Origin of the sequence: Polaribacter sp. IC073 (assembly GCF_007997075.1) — a bacterium.
GTDB lineage: Bacteria > Bacteroidota > Bacteroidia > Flavobacteriales > Flavobacteriaceae > Polaribacter.
The window spans coordinates 131,295-146,926 of the sequence record NZ_VORS01000006.1 but is presented as its reverse complement, the minus strand read 5'-3'; the positions used below and the strand labels follow the sequence as shown (position 1 = coordinate 146,926).

The 15,632-nt window shown below is 32.1% G+C and carries 14 protein-coding genes; 9 read left to right on the top strand and 5 right to left on the bottom strand.

Translation table 11 applies throughout. From position 1 onward, the window contains the following. The first annotated feature begins 124 nt into the window (after positions 1 to 124). The 4 genes from clpP to ES045_RS16745 all read left to right on the top strand — a co-directional run bounded on the left by clpP (position 125) and on the right by ES045_RS16745 (position 4,487). The gene (gene clpP / locus ES045_RS10330) at positions 125 to 787 is read left to right on the top strand and encodes an ATP-dependent Clp endopeptidase proteolytic subunit ClpP (RefSeq protein ID WP_100947048.1); all 663 of its coding nucleotides are present in this window, start codon (positions 125 to 127) and stop codon (positions 785 to 787) included. A gap of 91 nt (positions 788 to 878) precedes the next feature. Continuing rightward, on the top strand, positions 879 to 2,120 hold the full coding sequence (gene clpX / locus ES045_RS10325) for an ATP-dependent Clp protease ATP-binding subunit ClpX (RefSeq protein ID WP_147116164.1): 1,242 nt from the start codon (positions 879 to 881) through the stop codon (positions 2,118 to 2,120). A gap of 139 nt (positions 2,121 to 2,259) precedes the next feature. Then, positions 2,260 to 4,257, top strand: coding sequence for a DNA primase (gene dnaG, locus ES045_RS10320; RefSeq protein ID WP_147116162.1), 1,998 nt, complete (start codon positions 2,260 to 2,262; stop codon positions 4,255 to 4,257). Between the two features lie 98 nt (positions 4,258 to 4,355). After that, positions 4,356 to 4,487, top strand: a complete 132-nt coding sequence (locus tag ES045_RS16745; RefSeq protein WP_262712862.1) for a hypothetical protein — start codon at positions 4,356 to 4,358, stop codon at positions 4,485 to 4,487. A gap of 66 nt (positions 4,488 to 4,553) precedes the next feature. Here ES045_RS16745 and nadE read toward each other — a convergent pair whose 3' ends face one another. Then, entirely contained in the window at positions 4,554 to 5,339 is a 786-nt protein-coding gene (gene nadE, locus ES045_RS10315; protein ID WP_147116160.1) for an NAD(+) synthase, read from the bottom strand. A 59-nt stretch (positions 5,340 to 5,398) separates the two neighbouring features. On the opposite strand from nadE, the gene gldB reads away from it, so the two are divergent. Together gldB and gldC are read left to right on the top strand one after the other, a co-directional pair. Beyond that, a complete protein-coding gene (gene gldB, locus ES045_RS10310) occupies positions 5,399 to 6,358 on the top strand; it encodes a gliding motility lipoprotein GldB (protein ID WP_147116158.1) in 960 nt (319 codons plus the stop codon). Further along, positions 6,358 to 6,693, top strand: coding sequence for a gliding motility protein GldC (gene gldC, locus ES045_RS10305; protein WP_147116156.1), 336 nt, complete (start codon positions 6,358 to 6,360; stop codon positions 6,691 to 6,693). The genes gldB and gldC overlap by 1 nt, the downstream gene beginning before the upstream one ends. A gap of 132 nt (positions 6,694 to 6,825) precedes the next feature. Here the strand turns inward: gldC and ES045_RS10300 are convergent, their stop codons facing one another. The 4 genes from ES045_RS10300 to rpsO all read right to left on the bottom strand — a co-directional run bounded on the left by ES045_RS10300 (position 6,826) and on the right by rpsO (position 12,307). Next, positions 6,826 to 8,301, bottom strand: a complete 1,476-nt coding sequence (locus ES045_RS10300; protein ID WP_147116154.1) for an OmpA family protein — start codon at positions 8,299 to 8,301, stop codon at positions 6,826 to 6,828. Between the two features lie 71 nt (positions 8,302 to 8,372). Beyond that, entirely contained in the window at positions 8,373 to 9,497 is a 1,125-nt protein-coding gene (gene folK / locus ES045_RS10295; RefSeq protein WP_147116152.1) for a 2-amino-4-hydroxy-6-hydroxymethyldihydropteridine diphosphokinase, read from the bottom strand. A gap of 102 nt (positions 9,498 to 9,599) precedes the next feature. Next, a complete protein-coding gene (locus tag ES045_RS10290) occupies positions 9,600 to 11,852 on the bottom strand; it encodes a polyribonucleotide nucleotidyltransferase (RefSeq protein ID WP_147116150.1) in 2,253 nt (750 codons plus the stop codon). Positions 11,853 to 12,037: 185 nt separating this feature from the next. Then, positions 12,038 to 12,307, bottom strand: a complete 270-nt coding sequence (gene rpsO / locus ES045_RS10285) for a 30S ribosomal protein S15 (protein ID WP_147116148.1) — start codon at positions 12,305 to 12,307, stop codon at positions 12,038 to 12,040. Between the two features lie 498 nt (positions 12,308 to 12,805). On the opposite strand from rpsO, the gene ES045_RS10280 reads away from it, so the two are divergent. From ES045_RS10280 to ES045_RS10270, 3 genes are read left to right on the top strand one after another with little or no spacing between them, the layout of a single operon-like run. Beyond that, a complete protein-coding gene (locus ES045_RS10280; RefSeq protein WP_147116146.1) occupies positions 12,806 to 13,633 on the top strand; it encodes a prephenate dehydratase in 828 nt (275 codons plus the stop codon). Continuing rightward, positions 13,630 to 14,772, top strand: coding sequence for a pyridoxal phosphate-dependent aminotransferase (locus ES045_RS10275; RefSeq protein WP_147116144.1), 1,143 nt, complete (start codon positions 13,630 to 13,632; stop codon positions 14,770 to 14,772). The genes ES045_RS10280 and ES045_RS10275 overlap by 4 nt, the downstream gene beginning before the upstream one ends. A 2-nt stretch (positions 14,773 to 14,774) precedes the next feature. Continuing rightward, positions 14,775 to 15,626 carry a prephenate dehydrogenase gene (locus tag ES045_RS10270; RefSeq protein ID WP_147116142.1) on the top strand — a complete coding sequence of 284 codons (852 nt, stop codon included), beginning with the start codon at positions 14,775 to 14,777 and terminating at the stop codon, positions 15,624 to 15,626. Positions 15,627 to 15,632 lie beyond the last annotated feature (6 nt).

The window sequence follows — 15,632 nt, the reverse complement described above, 5'->3', positions numbered from 1 at the left end:
GGTATCGAGATGTGAAAATAAAAACCTGAATCTAACAATTCAGGTTTTTTTACCGACAAACTCAAACAAAATAGTAAGAAATAGTTCTTATATTTACAAAACAAACATTAAAAGAGTCACAATAATGGATTACGGAAAAGAGTTCGAGAAATACGCAACAAAACATCACGGAATTAGTAGTACCAATTATACAAAAATAACAAGTAGTTTAACGCCATATATTATGGAAGAACGTCAAATGAACATCACTCAAATGGATGTTTTTTCACGTTTAATGATGGATAGAATTATTTTCTTAGGAACCGGAATTAACGATCAGGTTGCTAATATTATTCAAGCGCAATTGTTGTTTTTAGAAAGTGTAGATGCAAATAAAGACATTTCAATTTATATAAACTCTCCTGGAGGAGGCGTGTATGCAGGTTTGGGTATTTATGACACCATGCAGTTTATAAAGCCAGATGTTGCAACAATTTGTACAGGAATGGCAGCTTCTATGGGTGCTGTTTTAATGTGTGCAGGAGAAAAAGGGAAACGTTCTGCGTTGCCTCATTCTAGAATTATGATTCACCAACCTTTAGGTGGAGCGCAAGGGCAAGCTTCTGATATTGAGATTACTGCAAGAGAAATTATAAAGTTAAAAGATGAATTGTATGAAATTATTTCAAACCATTCTGGTCAAACTTTAGAAAAAGTACACAATGATTCTGATAGAGATTATTGGATGAGAGCAGATGAAGCAAAAGTATACGGAATGATTGATGAAGTTTTAGAAAGAAAGAAATAAATAGTTTGATTTAAGCAATAAGCTTTATGCAGCATGCTTTTAGAAGTGCTACTGCATAGAGCTTAAAGCCCAAAGCCTAAAGCAAGGAATAATGTCGAAAGAAGAAAATTTAGAATGTTCGTTTTGCGGACGAAAAAAAGCAGAAACCGACTTGCTAATTGCAGGGATGGATGCTCATATTTGTGATAAATGTATAGAACAAGCACATGGTATTGTAGAAGAAGAAGTTTCTGAAACAAAAACAAATGGTTTGTCTAAAGATCTAACACTTAGAAAGCCGATACAAATTAAAGAGTTCTTAGATCAATATATTATTGGTCAAGATGAAACAAAACGTTCTATGTCTGTTGCTGTCTATAATCATTACAAAAGATTATTACAGACAAAAGACAGCGAAGATGATGATGTAGAGATCGAGAAATCTAACATTGTTTTAGTGGGTGAAACCGGAACAGGAAAAACCTTAGTAGCTAAGACAATTGCAAGAATGTTAAACGTACCTTTTGCTATTGTTGATGCAACAGTATTAACACAAGCAGGATATGTTGGTGAAGATGTAGAAAGCATTTTAAGTAAATTGTTGCAAGCTGCAGATTATGATGTAGAAAAGGCACAAAGAGGTATTATTTTTATTGATGAAATTGATAAAATTGCCAGAAAAGGAGACAATCCGTCAATAACTAGAGATGTCTCTGGTGAAGGAGTTCAGCAAGCATTGTTAAAATTATTAGAAGGAACGGTTGTAAATGTTGCTCCTAAAGGTGGAAGAAAGCATCCTGAGCAAAAATTTATAGAGGTAGACACCAAAGAGATTTTATTTATTGCAGGTGGAGCGTTCTCTGGAATCGAAAGATTTATCAGTAAGCGTCTAAACATGCAAGCGGTAGGTTTTACTGCGTCTTTAGACGATGATAAAGTAGATGAAGAAAACCTGTTGAAATACATCATTCCTTCAGATTTAAAAGCATTTGGTTTAATTCCAGAAATTATCGGGCGTTTACCAGTTTTAAGTTACATGAATCCTTTAGATGCAACTACATTAAGAGCAATTTTAACAGAGCCTAAAAATGCTATTATTAAGCAGTATTCTAAGTTGTTTACAATGGATGAAGTTGATTTTACAATAGAAGAAGGAGCGTTAAATTATATTGTAGAAAAAGCGGTTGCATATAAATTAGGCGCAAGAGGTTTGCGTTCTTTATGTGAAGCAATTTTTACAGATGCAATGTTCGAATTACCTAGTTCAGAAGAGAAAACGTTTAATGTTACCAAAGAATACGCAGAAGCAAAATTAACAAATACAACTTTGAAGAAATTAAAAGCAGCTTCGTAGTTGCTGTAAAATGTTGCATCGAGCACTGTCTAAATGAATAATAAAACCTCACTACTATAATGTAGTGAGGTTTTATTATTTTATGAAAATTCGAAACATCTAATTCTTATATTTGTGCTCCTTTTCAATACACTATTAAATGATATCAAGAAGTACCATAGACCGAGTTTTCGAGACTGCAAGAGTAGAAGAGGTTATTGGAGAATTTGTTCAACTAAAAAAAGCAGGAAGTAATTTCAAAGGACTAAGTCCGTTTGTAGATGAAAAATCACCTTCATTTGTAGTATCTCCAGTAAAACAAATTTGGAAAGATTTCTCTACAGGGAAAGGAGGAAATGCGATTTCATTTTTAATGGAACATGAGCATTACACGTATCCTGAAGCCATAAAATGGTTGGCAAAAAAGTACAACATAGAAATTGAAGAAACAGAGCAGTCTAGCGAAGAAAAAGCACAGATGAACGAAAGAGAAAGTATGTTTTTGGTTTCTACATTTGCCAAAGATTATTTTCATGATATAATGCTAAACTCTAACAAAGGAAAAGCAATCGGACTTTCTTACTTTAAAGAACGTGGTTTTACAGAAAATACTATAAAAACCTTTGAGTTAGGGTATTGTTTAGATGAGTGGGATGGTTTTACAAATGCCGCTTTAGCAAAAGGATACGATTTAAAATATTTAGCATCCACAGGAGTAACCATTGTTAAAGAGAACAGACAATTCGACCGTTTTAAAGGACGTGTTATGTTTCCAATACACTCGATGTCTGGTAGAATTTTAGGTTTTGGAGGTCGTATTTTAACTGCGGATAAAAAAGCCGCAAAGTATTTAAATTCGCCAGAAAGCGATATCTATCATAAAAGTAAAATTTTATACGGTCTTTTTCAAGCTAAAAAGGAAATAGCAAAACAAGATAATTGTTATTTAGTAGAAGGGTATACAGATGTAATTTCCTTTCATCAATCTGGGGTAGAAAATGTTGTTGCTTCTTCAGGAACGGCACTATCATCAGACCAAATTAGATTGGTGAATAGATTGACCAAAAATATTACGGTGCTTTTTGATGGTGATGCAGCAGGTATGAGAGCTTCCATTCGTGGAATCGATATCATTCTAGAGCAAGGAATGAATGTAAAAGTAGTTCAGTTTCCAGATGGCGAAGATCCAGATAGTTTTGCAAAATCACATTCAAGTGCAGAATTAAAAGATTATCTGGAAGATGCTGCACAAGATTTTATCAACTTTAAAGTATCTCTTTTATTAAAAGATTCAGATAATGATCCTATAAAGAAAGCAGGAGTCATTCGAGATATTGTTGTAAGTATTTCTAAAATTCCCGATGGCATTCAGCGTGAAGTTTATGTGCAAGAATGTGCGAGAATTATGGAAGTTTCAGAGCGTGTTTTGTTTAGTGAGTTAGCGCAAATTATAAAAAAAGGAGAGCAAGAAAAAAGTAAAGCAAACAGACAACAAAATAGAGCACAACAAGATCCTAATCAACCACCAACAGAATATTTTATAGAGCAAGAACAGGCTCAAATGGGATTGGTAAAAGGAGGGTCTTCAACAGAAAAAATTGATGAGATTTCTAAGTTTGAAAGAGAGATTATTAAAATTTTACTTTTACATGGTAATGAAATAACAGAATTTATAGAAGAAATTGAAAATGAAGATGAACAAGGAAAAGTTGTGGTAACTGCTAGAAAATATGATAACAATGTTTCTGCAGAGATTTATGTACACCTTCAAGATGACGAAACAGAGTTTACAAATATTGTTTTTCAAGAGATTTATACTGAAATTATTCATCAATTAAACCAGTCAGAAAAATTAGAAATAGATGCTTTAGTAAATCACAAAAATGCTGATATTTCTACAACCGTGACTTCCATTTTAATGGATGAAGAAAAATATCAATTAAGCGATTGGGAAGGTCAGAATATTGAAGTTAAACTAGCATCACTATCTAAGCAAGTAAACGATGTTGTTTTTAATCTAAGAAGAGTTTTAATAGGTAAGAAAATAGAAGAGCTAATAAAAGAAGCTAGTGCAGAGGTTAGCATAGATTTAGAAATGATAAAAGGCTATACAGGTTTAAGAATCAGTCTTTTTGAGAAGTTAAATAGAGTGGTCTAAAGTTATTAAATTGTAAAAGGGGTGTTTTACCTTGTTCTATTTTTATTTCTAAGCGTAGTTTTATTGTATATTGCACTCGCTAAAGAAAAATATCTATTATGAAAAGAATTTTACAATTATTAAAAATTATTCAATTATTTCTATTTTTACCCTTTGAAATTTCTAGAGGATCTAAAAGAAGAGCTTATTTAAGAATAAAAAAAATGATGATTGCTGCGAACCTATTATAAAATATAGGTTGGCACTAAAATAAAAAACAAAAAATCCCGTAAATTTATTTACGGGATTTTTTGTTGCTATCTTAAGTCTGTTGGAATTTCACACAAAGGTATTGGTATCATTTTGTGCTGATTAATTCTGTTTAAACGCTCGTATATTTTAAAAACTTCTTGCTCTCTTCCTGTAAAATTATTTTCATTTTTACCTTCTTCTTGTTTCATTGCCCATTCTAGCTCATCATAAGAAGCACCAATTTGATCTTCATCTGTTCTACTATCTCCAAATAAGCCATCTGTTGGTTGTGCTTTTTGAATTGAACTAGGGACTTTTAAATATGCGGCTAATTCATAGACTTCAGATTTCATTAAATCTGCAATCGGACTTAAATCGACACCGCCATCACCGTATTTTGTATAAAAACCTACGCCAAAATCTTCCACTTTATTACCTGTGCCTACAACCAAAGAGCCGTGTAAACCGGCAAAATAATATAAAGTTGTCATACGTAACCGAGCTCTTGTGTTTGCTAAAGACAAATCTACTTTAGCAGAAGGAGCTGTTTCTGGAACTATATTTTTAAAATCTTCAAATGTTGAAGTTAGGTTTACTCTAACTTCAGAAACATTGCTAAAATTCTCTTTTAATTGTTTAATGTGTTCTTCTGCTCTAGTAACCTGACTATCTGCTTGGTGTATTGGCATTTCTACACATAATGTAGGGAAACCCGTTTTTGCACAAAGCATAGAAACAAGTGCAGAATCTATTCCGCCAGAAACACCAACGACAAAACCTTTTACTTTTGCATTTTCAGCATACTCTTTTAACCAAGAAATAATATAAGTTGCTACTTTTTCTGTATTCATTAGAGAAACTATTTTAGTATTTTTATCGTTTGTAATTCTAATAGCAATATACAAAGTTTATGAGATTTTTTCTAGTGATTTTAGCGGTTTTATTTGGTTTTTACGCATGTGATACAGATAATATACACAAAGTAGATGTTTCTAATATTGATGTAAATTTTGAAGTTAAAAGATTTGATGTTGATTTTTACACTTCAGAAAAACAAAATTTACCAGAATTAAAAAGGAAGTATCCGTATTTTTTTCCAAAAGAAATAACAGATAGTATTTCAGTCTCTAAAATGAGCAATAAAGACGAACTAGAATTGTTTGCAGAAACTCAAGAGATTTATCAAGATGTATCTCCCTTAAAAGAAGAATTAAGATTGCTTTTTAAACACGTTAAATACTACAATTCTAAATTTATAGCGCCAGATGTAATTACCATGCTAACAAATATAGAGTATGAGAGTAGAGTAATTTATGCAGACAGTTTGTTCATTATTTCTTTGGATGTTTATTTAGGCAAGCACCATGAATTTTATGCAGATTATCCGAAGTATATCAAAGAAAATAACACGAAAGAACATATTGTTGTAGATGTAGCAAAAGCAATCACCGAAAAACAAATTTTTAATACTTCTGATAGAAGTTTTGTAGGTAAAATGATACATGAAGGAAAAAAAATGTATTTATTAGAAAGTTATTTGCCGACGGTATCTAGCAGAGAAATTATTGGTTATGAAGAAGATAAATTTAATTGGGTGACTGCTAATGAAGAACAAATTTGGACGTACTTTATAGAGAAAAAATTACTTTTTAGTACAGACACTAAATTAAACAAACGCTTTTTAGATACAGCACCGTTTTCTAAGTTCTATATGGAACATGACAATTTATCTCCGGGTAGGGTTGGTATTTGGGTAGGTTGGCAGATTGTACGTTCTTATATGAAACAGAATGATGTATCTTTGCAAGAATTATTAAAAATTAACGAATTAGATTTATTTAAAAAATCGAAGTATAAGCCCAAAAAATAATGTCAGTAAAACATAACTCAGAAATAGAATTTAAGATTGGTTTAGATGAAAACAAAGTGCCAGAAGAAATCTCTTGGACAGCTAAAGATGGAGGTATAGATAATGAAGAAGCTAAAGCGATTATGATTTCTGTTTGGGATCATAAAAAGAAAGATACTTTGCGCATGGATCTTTGGACAAAAGACATGCCTGTAGATGAAATGAAGCAGTTTTATCACCAAACATTAGTATCTATGGCAGAAACGTTCGAGCGCGCAACAGACGACCAGAAAATGGGCGCAACAATGCGAGATTTCTGTGAGTATTTTGCAGAGAAGTTAGAACTTAACAAATAAGATACTTTTAAAAATATAAAAGAGCGATACTTAAAGTTTCGCTCTTTTTTTATGGCTTTATTTTAAATAAAAAAGAGCGCATATTAATATGCGCTCTTCTTGTTTATTATTGTCCCAATTTTAGTTCCTTTTTTAGTCTAAAGAACCAGTTGGTTTAATTTCTACTCTTCTGTTTAATTGTCTTCCACCAGCATTTGCATTAGAGAATTTAGGTCTAGATTCTCCAAGGCCTTTAGCGGTTAAGCTTTCATTGGAAATACCTTCTTGAATCATATATTTTCGAACAGCATTTGCTCTTCTCTGAGATAAATAAATGTTGTATCTATCACTGTTTCTATCATCTGTGTGGCCTTCAATAAGAAACTTAATATTTGGTACTTGTTTCATTAAAGAAATAATCTTGTCAATTGTATTGTAAGAAATATCTTGAATTTTATCACTGTTTGTTTCAAAGTAAATACTTGTAGCTAAGAGCGCAATCTGACTGTTTATATTAGAAGGATTATTACCCGCTTCTTGCTTAGGACAACCTCTGTTTTCTATAGTTCCAGGGGTTGCAGGACATAAATCATTTCCATCCATAACACCATCACCATCAGAATCTACATTTAAAGGACAGCCGTCATTAGATTCTAAACCGTATACTAAAGGACATTTATCTTTGTAATCTGGTACACCATCTTTATCTGAATCTACAGCTTTTCCGTTTCCATAAACCATTACACCTGCAGGCGTATTTGGTTCGATGTCTAACTCATCCATTACACCATCCTTGTCGGTGTCAATAATTTTGAAATTACCTCTGCTACCACGATTTTCATCACCCCAAATAGTAAATATTTTTTTCTTTCCTAATTTAACAGCAACACCTATACTTGTTACAAAGAAAGTTTCCCAGTCTTGTTTATTAGAAATAGCCGCATCTAAATGATCTTCATAATTAAAGTACATACCTGTTCTAAGTTCTATATCGACCTTTTTACTAACTCTACGTTTAAGACCTAATTGTCCTGATAAGTAGATAGAACTAGCAGAGTTTACACTGTTTCTTGCAGGATTTGTACCAAAATCTACTAAAGGCTTATCTGCGCCACCAGATAGGTTTTTTTCAAAAAGCTGAGAATTATACTGATGATAACCAACACCAAAATAACCAGATGCATTCCATTTAGTTGCTGATGTTTCGTATAAATTTGAAAAACTAAAAATTAAGTTTAACTCTGCGCCATAGGCAGTACCTTCAAAATACATGTTATTCCTAATTACTGTATTTGGTACATATAATATTTCGTAGACATCCGAGAAATATTGTGCCCCACCAGATATTTGAGAATAGGTAGCTTTAACTTCCAACCCCAATAAAGGATTAAACATTTTATCTGCGTAAGCAAAAACCCCAAAATTATAGAAATTACCGAGGTTTCCTGTACCAATAGAACGCAAATCTCCGTGCATAATAAAGTTACTAAAACCACCTCCTACAGCCCAACTATTTGAGTTTTCAAGGTCAATTCTATTACCGTAAGTAATTTCATCCGTGGTAAATTGGCTAAATATGGTGGTGGTTGTAAGACAACTTAAAATTGCAAGTAAAAAAATTCTCCTCATTAGGTTTTTTTATGTTATAATTCAAGAAACTTGGGGGGAATTCTTCAATACGCAAAAATATAGATTTTTTTCTAATTATTCCTTATTTTGTCGATTATAAAATTGTAGTCCGTTGGGTTGTTTACAAAATCAATTTCCGAGACATCTATAATTAATAAATTTAGATTTTCTTGGGTTTTAATAAAGTTTTGATATCCATCATGAATTTTTTTAAGATATTCAGCTTCAATGTTTTGTTCGTAAACACGTCCTCTTTTCTTGATGTTTTCTAACAAACGATCTGTATTTTGATACAAGTAAACATACAAGTCTGGTTTTGTAATTTCTTTATAGATTAAGTTAAACATTTTACGATACAATTGATACTCCTCTTTAGAAAGTGTTACTTGCGCGAATATTAAAGATTTAAAAATATAATAATCTGAAATTATAAAATTTTTAAATAAATCGAATTGTGCTAAATCATCGCTTAATTGCTGATATCGATCTGCCAAAAAACTCATCTCTAACGGAAATGCATAACGTTCTTTATCTTCGTAAAATTTTGGTAAAAAAGGATTGTCTGCAAAACGCTCTAAAACCAATTTTGCATTGTACTGGTCGGAAAGTAGATTTGCTAAAGATGTTTTTCCTGCACCTATATTTCCTTCAATGGCAATGTAGTTGTATTTTTCAGAAAGCTGTATTGGTTTAATTAACTGCGCATCAATTTTAATTATTTCGGTAGTATCATTGCAGTTTTGTAAGCAAACACTCAATTGTTTTTTCTCTATAGGATGAAGCACTCCGGAAGCAATTTCAACTAAGGGAACCATTACAAATTTGCGTTCTAACATTTTAGGATGTGGAACAATTAGTGTTTTTGAAAAAATAATTTCGTCATCAAAAAGTAAAATATCAATATCTATTTTTCTATTTTGATACCCTTCTTGCGCTGTTCGTTCTCGTCCTAATTCTTTCTCTATTGATAGTGCCGTTTCTAATAAGGTTTCTGTTGACAAATTTGTAGCAACTTTAATACAAATATTGTAAAAATCATCTCCCTCAAAACCCCATGCAGCAGTCTTGTATATTGAAGATATTTTTTGAACAGCACCTATTTTATCATCAATTAGATGTACAGCATTTTGTAGGTTTTCTAATTTATTTCCTTGGTTTGTGCCTAAAGATAAATATGTAATGCGTTGTATTTTCATAGAGAGTTGCAAAGAAAATGAAAGCATTTTGATAATTGGGTTTTAAACAAAAAAAATCGCCAAAATTAATTGGCGATTTTTAAATATCAATTAAAAAAGAATTTAATCTTCTTTTTTAGGCTCTCTTGGTTCTCTAGGTTTTCTGTCATCACGTCCGCGAGTATCTCTGCTTCTGTTATCACGACTTCCAGAAGAACGTTTATCATCTCTTGGTGGTCTTGCTACATAACCTTCTGGTTTTGGTAACAATGCTTTTCTAGAAACTTTTTCTTTACGAGTTCTTGGGTCTAAACCAAAGTACTTCACATCAAAAACATCTCCCATATTTACTACATCAGTAACATTTTCTGTACGTTCCCAAGCCAATTCACTAACGTGTAATAAAACTTCGTTTCCTGGAGCTTCTGCGTATTCTACAACCGCACCAAAATCTAACATTTTAATTACTTTAACTTCGTAAGCACTACCAACTACAGGTTTGAATAACATAGACTCGATACGAGTTATTACTTTTTCTATTCCTTCTGGATCCGTTCCTAAAATTTCAATAATTCCCTCTTCCGTTACAGCGTCTTCAGTAATTACAATGGTAGTTCCTGTTTCTTTCTGTAATTCTTGAATGTGTTTACCTCCTGGTCCAATAAATGCACCAATCATATCATTAGGAATTCTTCTATTAATCATTTTAGGAGCATGTTCCTTAACCTCTTCGTTTGCAGAAGAAATAGTTTCATTTATTTTCCCTAAAATATGTAAACGACCTTCACGAGCTTGTTTTAGTGCATTTACTAAAATCTCATATCCTAATCCTTTTACTTTTATATCCATTTGACAAGCAGTAATTCCTTCCGAAGTACCCGTTACTTTAAAGTCCATATCTCCTAAATGATCTTCATCACCTAAAATATCAGACAATACAGCATATTTTCCAGATTCAGCATCAGAAATTAATCCCATTGCAATACCAGAAACTGGTCTTATCATTTGTATACCAGCATCCATTAATGCCATTGTTCCTGCACAAACAGTTGCCATAGAAGAAGAACCGTTAGATTCTAAAACTTCAGAAACTACTCTTACTGTGTAAGGACAATCAGCAGGAATCATTCCTTTTAAACCACGTTGTGCTAAATTACCATGTCCAACTTCTCTACGAGAGGTTCCACGAATTGGTCTTGCTTCACCGGTACAAAAAGGAGGGAAGTTATAATGTAAATAGAAATTTTCTTCACCTTCGTAAGATGGCATGTCTATTTTATTTGCATCTCTAGAAGTTCCTAAAGTTACAGTAGCCAAAGCTTGTGTTTCTCCACGAGTAAAGATAGAAGAACCATGTACTGATGGTAAGTAATCTACTTCAGACCAAATTGGTCTAATCTCATCTGTCTTACGACCATCTAAACGTAAACCTACATTTAATGTTAAATCTCTAATCGCAGCTTTTTCGGCTTTGCGATAATAATCAGAAACTAAACCACCATAATCTGCTAATTCTTCTTCAGAAAAAGTAGCTTTAATATCTTCTTTTATTTGTTTAAAAGCAGCAGTTCTTTCATGTTTAGCAGAACCAGCTTCTGCGATAGCATATACTTTATCGTATGCCATATCATGAACCTTTTTCTCTAAATCTTTATCTTCTCTTGCACCTTCATATTCACGAACTTCTTTCTTTCCAAATGCTTCTGCTAATCTTAATTGAGCAGCACATTGAATTTTAATAGCTTCGTGCGCAAACTTAATAGCGTCTGCCATTTCTTCTTCAGAAATTTCATCCATTTCACCTTCAACCATCATTACAGAATCAGCTGATGCTCCAATCATCATATCGATGTCAGATTCTGCCAATTGTGCTCTAGTTGGGTTAATGATAAATTCTCCGTTGATACGACCAACTCTTGCTTCAGATATAGCACATTCAAAAGGGAAATCTGATAATTGAATCGCTGCGGATGCTGCTAAACCTGCCATTGCATCTGGCATTACATCTTCGTCATGAGACATTAGCTGAATCATTACTTGTGTTTCTGCAGTATAATCTTTTGGAAATAACGGACGTAAAACTCTATCCACTAAACGCATTGTTAATACTTCACCATCACTTGGTCTTGCTTCTCTTTTGAAGAAACCACCAGGGTAACGACCTGCAGCTGCAAACTTTTCTCTATAATCTACTGTTAACGGTAGAAAACCAAGATCTTTTTGTTCGTAATTGGAAACAACTGTACACAACATCATACATTTTCCTGATTGCACAACAACACTACCATGAGCTTGTTTTGCTAATTTACCTGTTTCGATAGAAATCTCTCTTCCATCTCCAAGGTCTATAACTTCTCTAAATACTTTTGGAATCATAAACTTTAATTCTAAATTTTTAATTTGTTTGTTGTTGTGTTGTTGTATGTTGTTGCAATGGAAATTCAAAAATATTGTTGGTATTCTTGATTTTTTATAATAATTGCTGATGCTGTTAAAATCAGACTTTTAAATTTGTTGTAATAAAAAAGAGGCACGTTTATAGAGCCTCTTTTTTGTATGAATTATTTTCTAATTCCTAATTCTTTAATGATTGCACGATATCTATTGATTTCGGTTTTCTTTAAATAATCTAATAAACTTCTACGTTTACCTACCAACATTACTAATGAACGCTCTGTATTATAATCTTTACGATTATTTTTTAAGTGCCCAGTTAAGTGGTTAATTCTGTGTGTGAATAAAGCAATTTGCCCTTCTGAAGAACCAGTATCGTTTTTACCCTTACCGTGTTTTTCGAAAATGCTTTCTTTTACTTCTTTAGTTAAATACATTCCAATATTATTTAAATGATTATTATGTATATCAATGATCTATTCATTGAAGCTGCAAATATAGTGTTATTTTTTTATAAATAGATATAGCTCTAAGAGATATTTCCTTGCGTTTGGTGGTTCTTAAGTTAATTAATTCACATGTTTTAAGCTCTGTTACTTGTTTTTTACAGTTTCTTCTTTTTTTGATATATCTGATTGATTTATCAATAATTAAAGATATTAGTAAGTATTTGTAATTTTATTGCTGTTTTTTTAACAGATTGCCAATTCTTGTATAAAAAGTGTGATATAATTTGTTTGTTACAATTTAATCTTTAGATTTGTCATTCACAACAAAGAAAATTAAGATGTTAAATAACACTTGGGCACGTTTCTATTTTTACTTTTATTTTTACAATAAGAGGAGAGACTTTGTATCATGTTGTTAAGAAACATTCACACAATATAAAGTCTCGAATCTAATTCGAGGCTTTTTTTTTGATATTATTTTAAATAATGAATAAGATTATTGCCATACAAGGAGCCGAAGGCTCAAACCACCATAAAGTTGCACGCGACTTTTATGGTACTAAAATACACTTAAAAGAATGTATGTCTTTTGATGTGTTGGTAGAGAGTTTGATAGATAAATCTACAGATATTGGTATTATGGCATTAGAGAACACAATTGCGGGTTCTATTATACCTAATTATGCGCTAATAGATAAGAATAACCTTCATATTATAGGAGAAGAATATTTAAATATTCACCATCATTTAATGTGTTTAAAAGGACAAAAAATAGAAGATATTAAAGAAGTTTGGTCGCATCCAATGGCATTGCAGCAATGTAAAGTTTTCTTTAAAAAATATCCTCACATTAAATTAGTGGAAGATGTAGATACAGCGGAAGTAGCTAAAAGAATTTCTAAAGAAAATTTAGTAGGTATTGCTGCAATCGCGCCAAAAATAGCAGCAGAAATTTTTAATTTGGCAATTATTGAAGACGGAATTCAAACCATTAAAGACAACTCAACACGTTTTGTAATTGTACAAACTTCGTTACCAAATAATGGTATTGATGAAATTAACAAAGCATCTTTAAAGTTTCAATTAAGTCACAAAAGAGGAAGTTTAGCAGCCGTTTTAAATGTACTGAGCGATTGTAAAATGAGTTTAACAAAAATACAATCTTTACCAGTTATAGACACTCCTTGGAAATATTCCTTTTTTGTAGATGTAACTTTTGATGCGTATACAGATTATGAAAAAGCAAAAGCAATATTAGAAATTATGGCAGAAGAATTTAAAGTTTTAGGAACTTATAAAAACGGTAGAAAATGATTAAAGCTGCTAAAAGATTAGATACAGTACAAGAATACTACTTTTCTAAAAAATTAAGAGAAGTAAGAGCTTTGGCTGCTGCAGGAAAACCAATTATTAATATGGGAATTGGGTCTCCAGATTTGCAACCGCCAGCAAAAGTTTTAGAAGCAATTCAAGGAAGTTTAAAGGATGCTAGTGCACATAAATATCAATCCTATCAAGGGTTGCCAGAATTAAGAAATGCAATTTCAGATTTTTACAGCAATAAATTTTCTGTAGCAACGAATCCAGAAAATGAAGTACTGCCGTTAATGGGAAGTAAAGAAGGGATTATGCATATTTCTATGGCTTTTTTAAACGAAGGCGATAAAGTATTAATTCCGAATCCTGGGTATCCAACATATACATCCGTTACAAAATTAGTAGGAGCAGTACCTCTTTTTTATAATTTGAGTGCAGCGAACAATTGGCAACCAGATTTTAAGGAATTAGAAGCACAAGATTTAAGTGATGTAAAAATAATGTGGGTAAATTATCCGCACATGCCAACAGGAACAAACGCTACATTAGAAACGTTTGAAAAGTTGATTGCATTCGGAAAAAAACACCACATTTTAATTATTAATGACAATCCGTATAGTTTTATTTTAAACGATAATCCGATAAGTATTTTACAAGTTGAAGGGGCAAAAGACATTGCTTTAGAATTAAATTCTTTAAGCAAAACTTTTAATATGGCGGGGTGGCGTGTAGGAATGGTTTTAGGAAATGCTAGGTATATCAATGAAATATTAAAAGTAAAATCTAATATGGATTCTGGGATGTTTTACGGAATTCAAAAAGGAGCCATAGAAGCTTTACAGTTATCAGATGATTGGTTTTTAGCACAGAATAAAATATACGAAGAACGTAGAAATTTAATTTGGCAATTGGCAGATAAATTAGATGCTACATACAGTAAAAATTCTACGGGATTATTTGTATGGGCAAAAATTCCCGAAGGAAAAAAATCTGAAGAAGTTACAGATGCAGTGTTGTACGATAATGATATTTTTATCACTCCAGGAACTATTTTTGGTTCTCAAGGAGAAGGATATATTCGTTTTTCATTGTGTGTAACAACAGACGTCATTAAAGAAGCAATATCAAGATTATAATTATGAAAAATATATACATGATTGGTGTTGGTTTAATTGGTGGCAGTTTTGCTATCGACATTAAAAAACACCATCCAGAAGCTATTATTTACGGAATTGATGCCAATGAAAATCATTTAAACGAGGCAAAAGAATTAGGTGTAATTCAAGAAAAAGCAACGTTAGACGATATTAAAAATGCAGACTTGGTAGTTGTTTCAATTCCTGTGGATGCAACGGTAAAATTATTACCAATTATTTTAGACAAAATCTCAGATAATGGTTTGGTAGTAGATACCGGATCTACAAAAGAAGCAATTTGTAAAGCTGTTGAACATCATCCCAAAAGAAGAAATTTTTTAGCATGTCATCCAATAGCCGGAACAGAAAGATCTGGACCAACAGCGGCTATTTCTGGGTTATACGTAGGAAAAACGAATATTATCTGTGAAGTAGAAAAGACAACTTTTAAGCTTCAAGAAAAAGCTTTAAAGCTTTTTACAGACATTGGAATGCGTATTCGGTACATGGATACTGTTTCGCATGATAAACACATTGCGTATGTTTCGCATTTATCGCACATTAGTGCATTTATGTTGGGTAAAACTGTTATCAATAAAGAAAGAAATGAACGCGATATTTTTGATATGGCAGGTTCTGGATTTGAATCTACCGTTCGTTTGGCAAAAAGTTCGCCAGCAATGTGGACACCAATTTTTAAACAGAACAAAGAAAACGTTATAGAAACGTTGGAAGAATACATTAATAATTTACAACATTTTAAAGAGTTGATGCAGCAAGATAATTTCTCTGAAATTTTTAACGAAATGGAGAACACAAATTATATAAAACAAATATTAAACGGTATAAAATAATAGCCA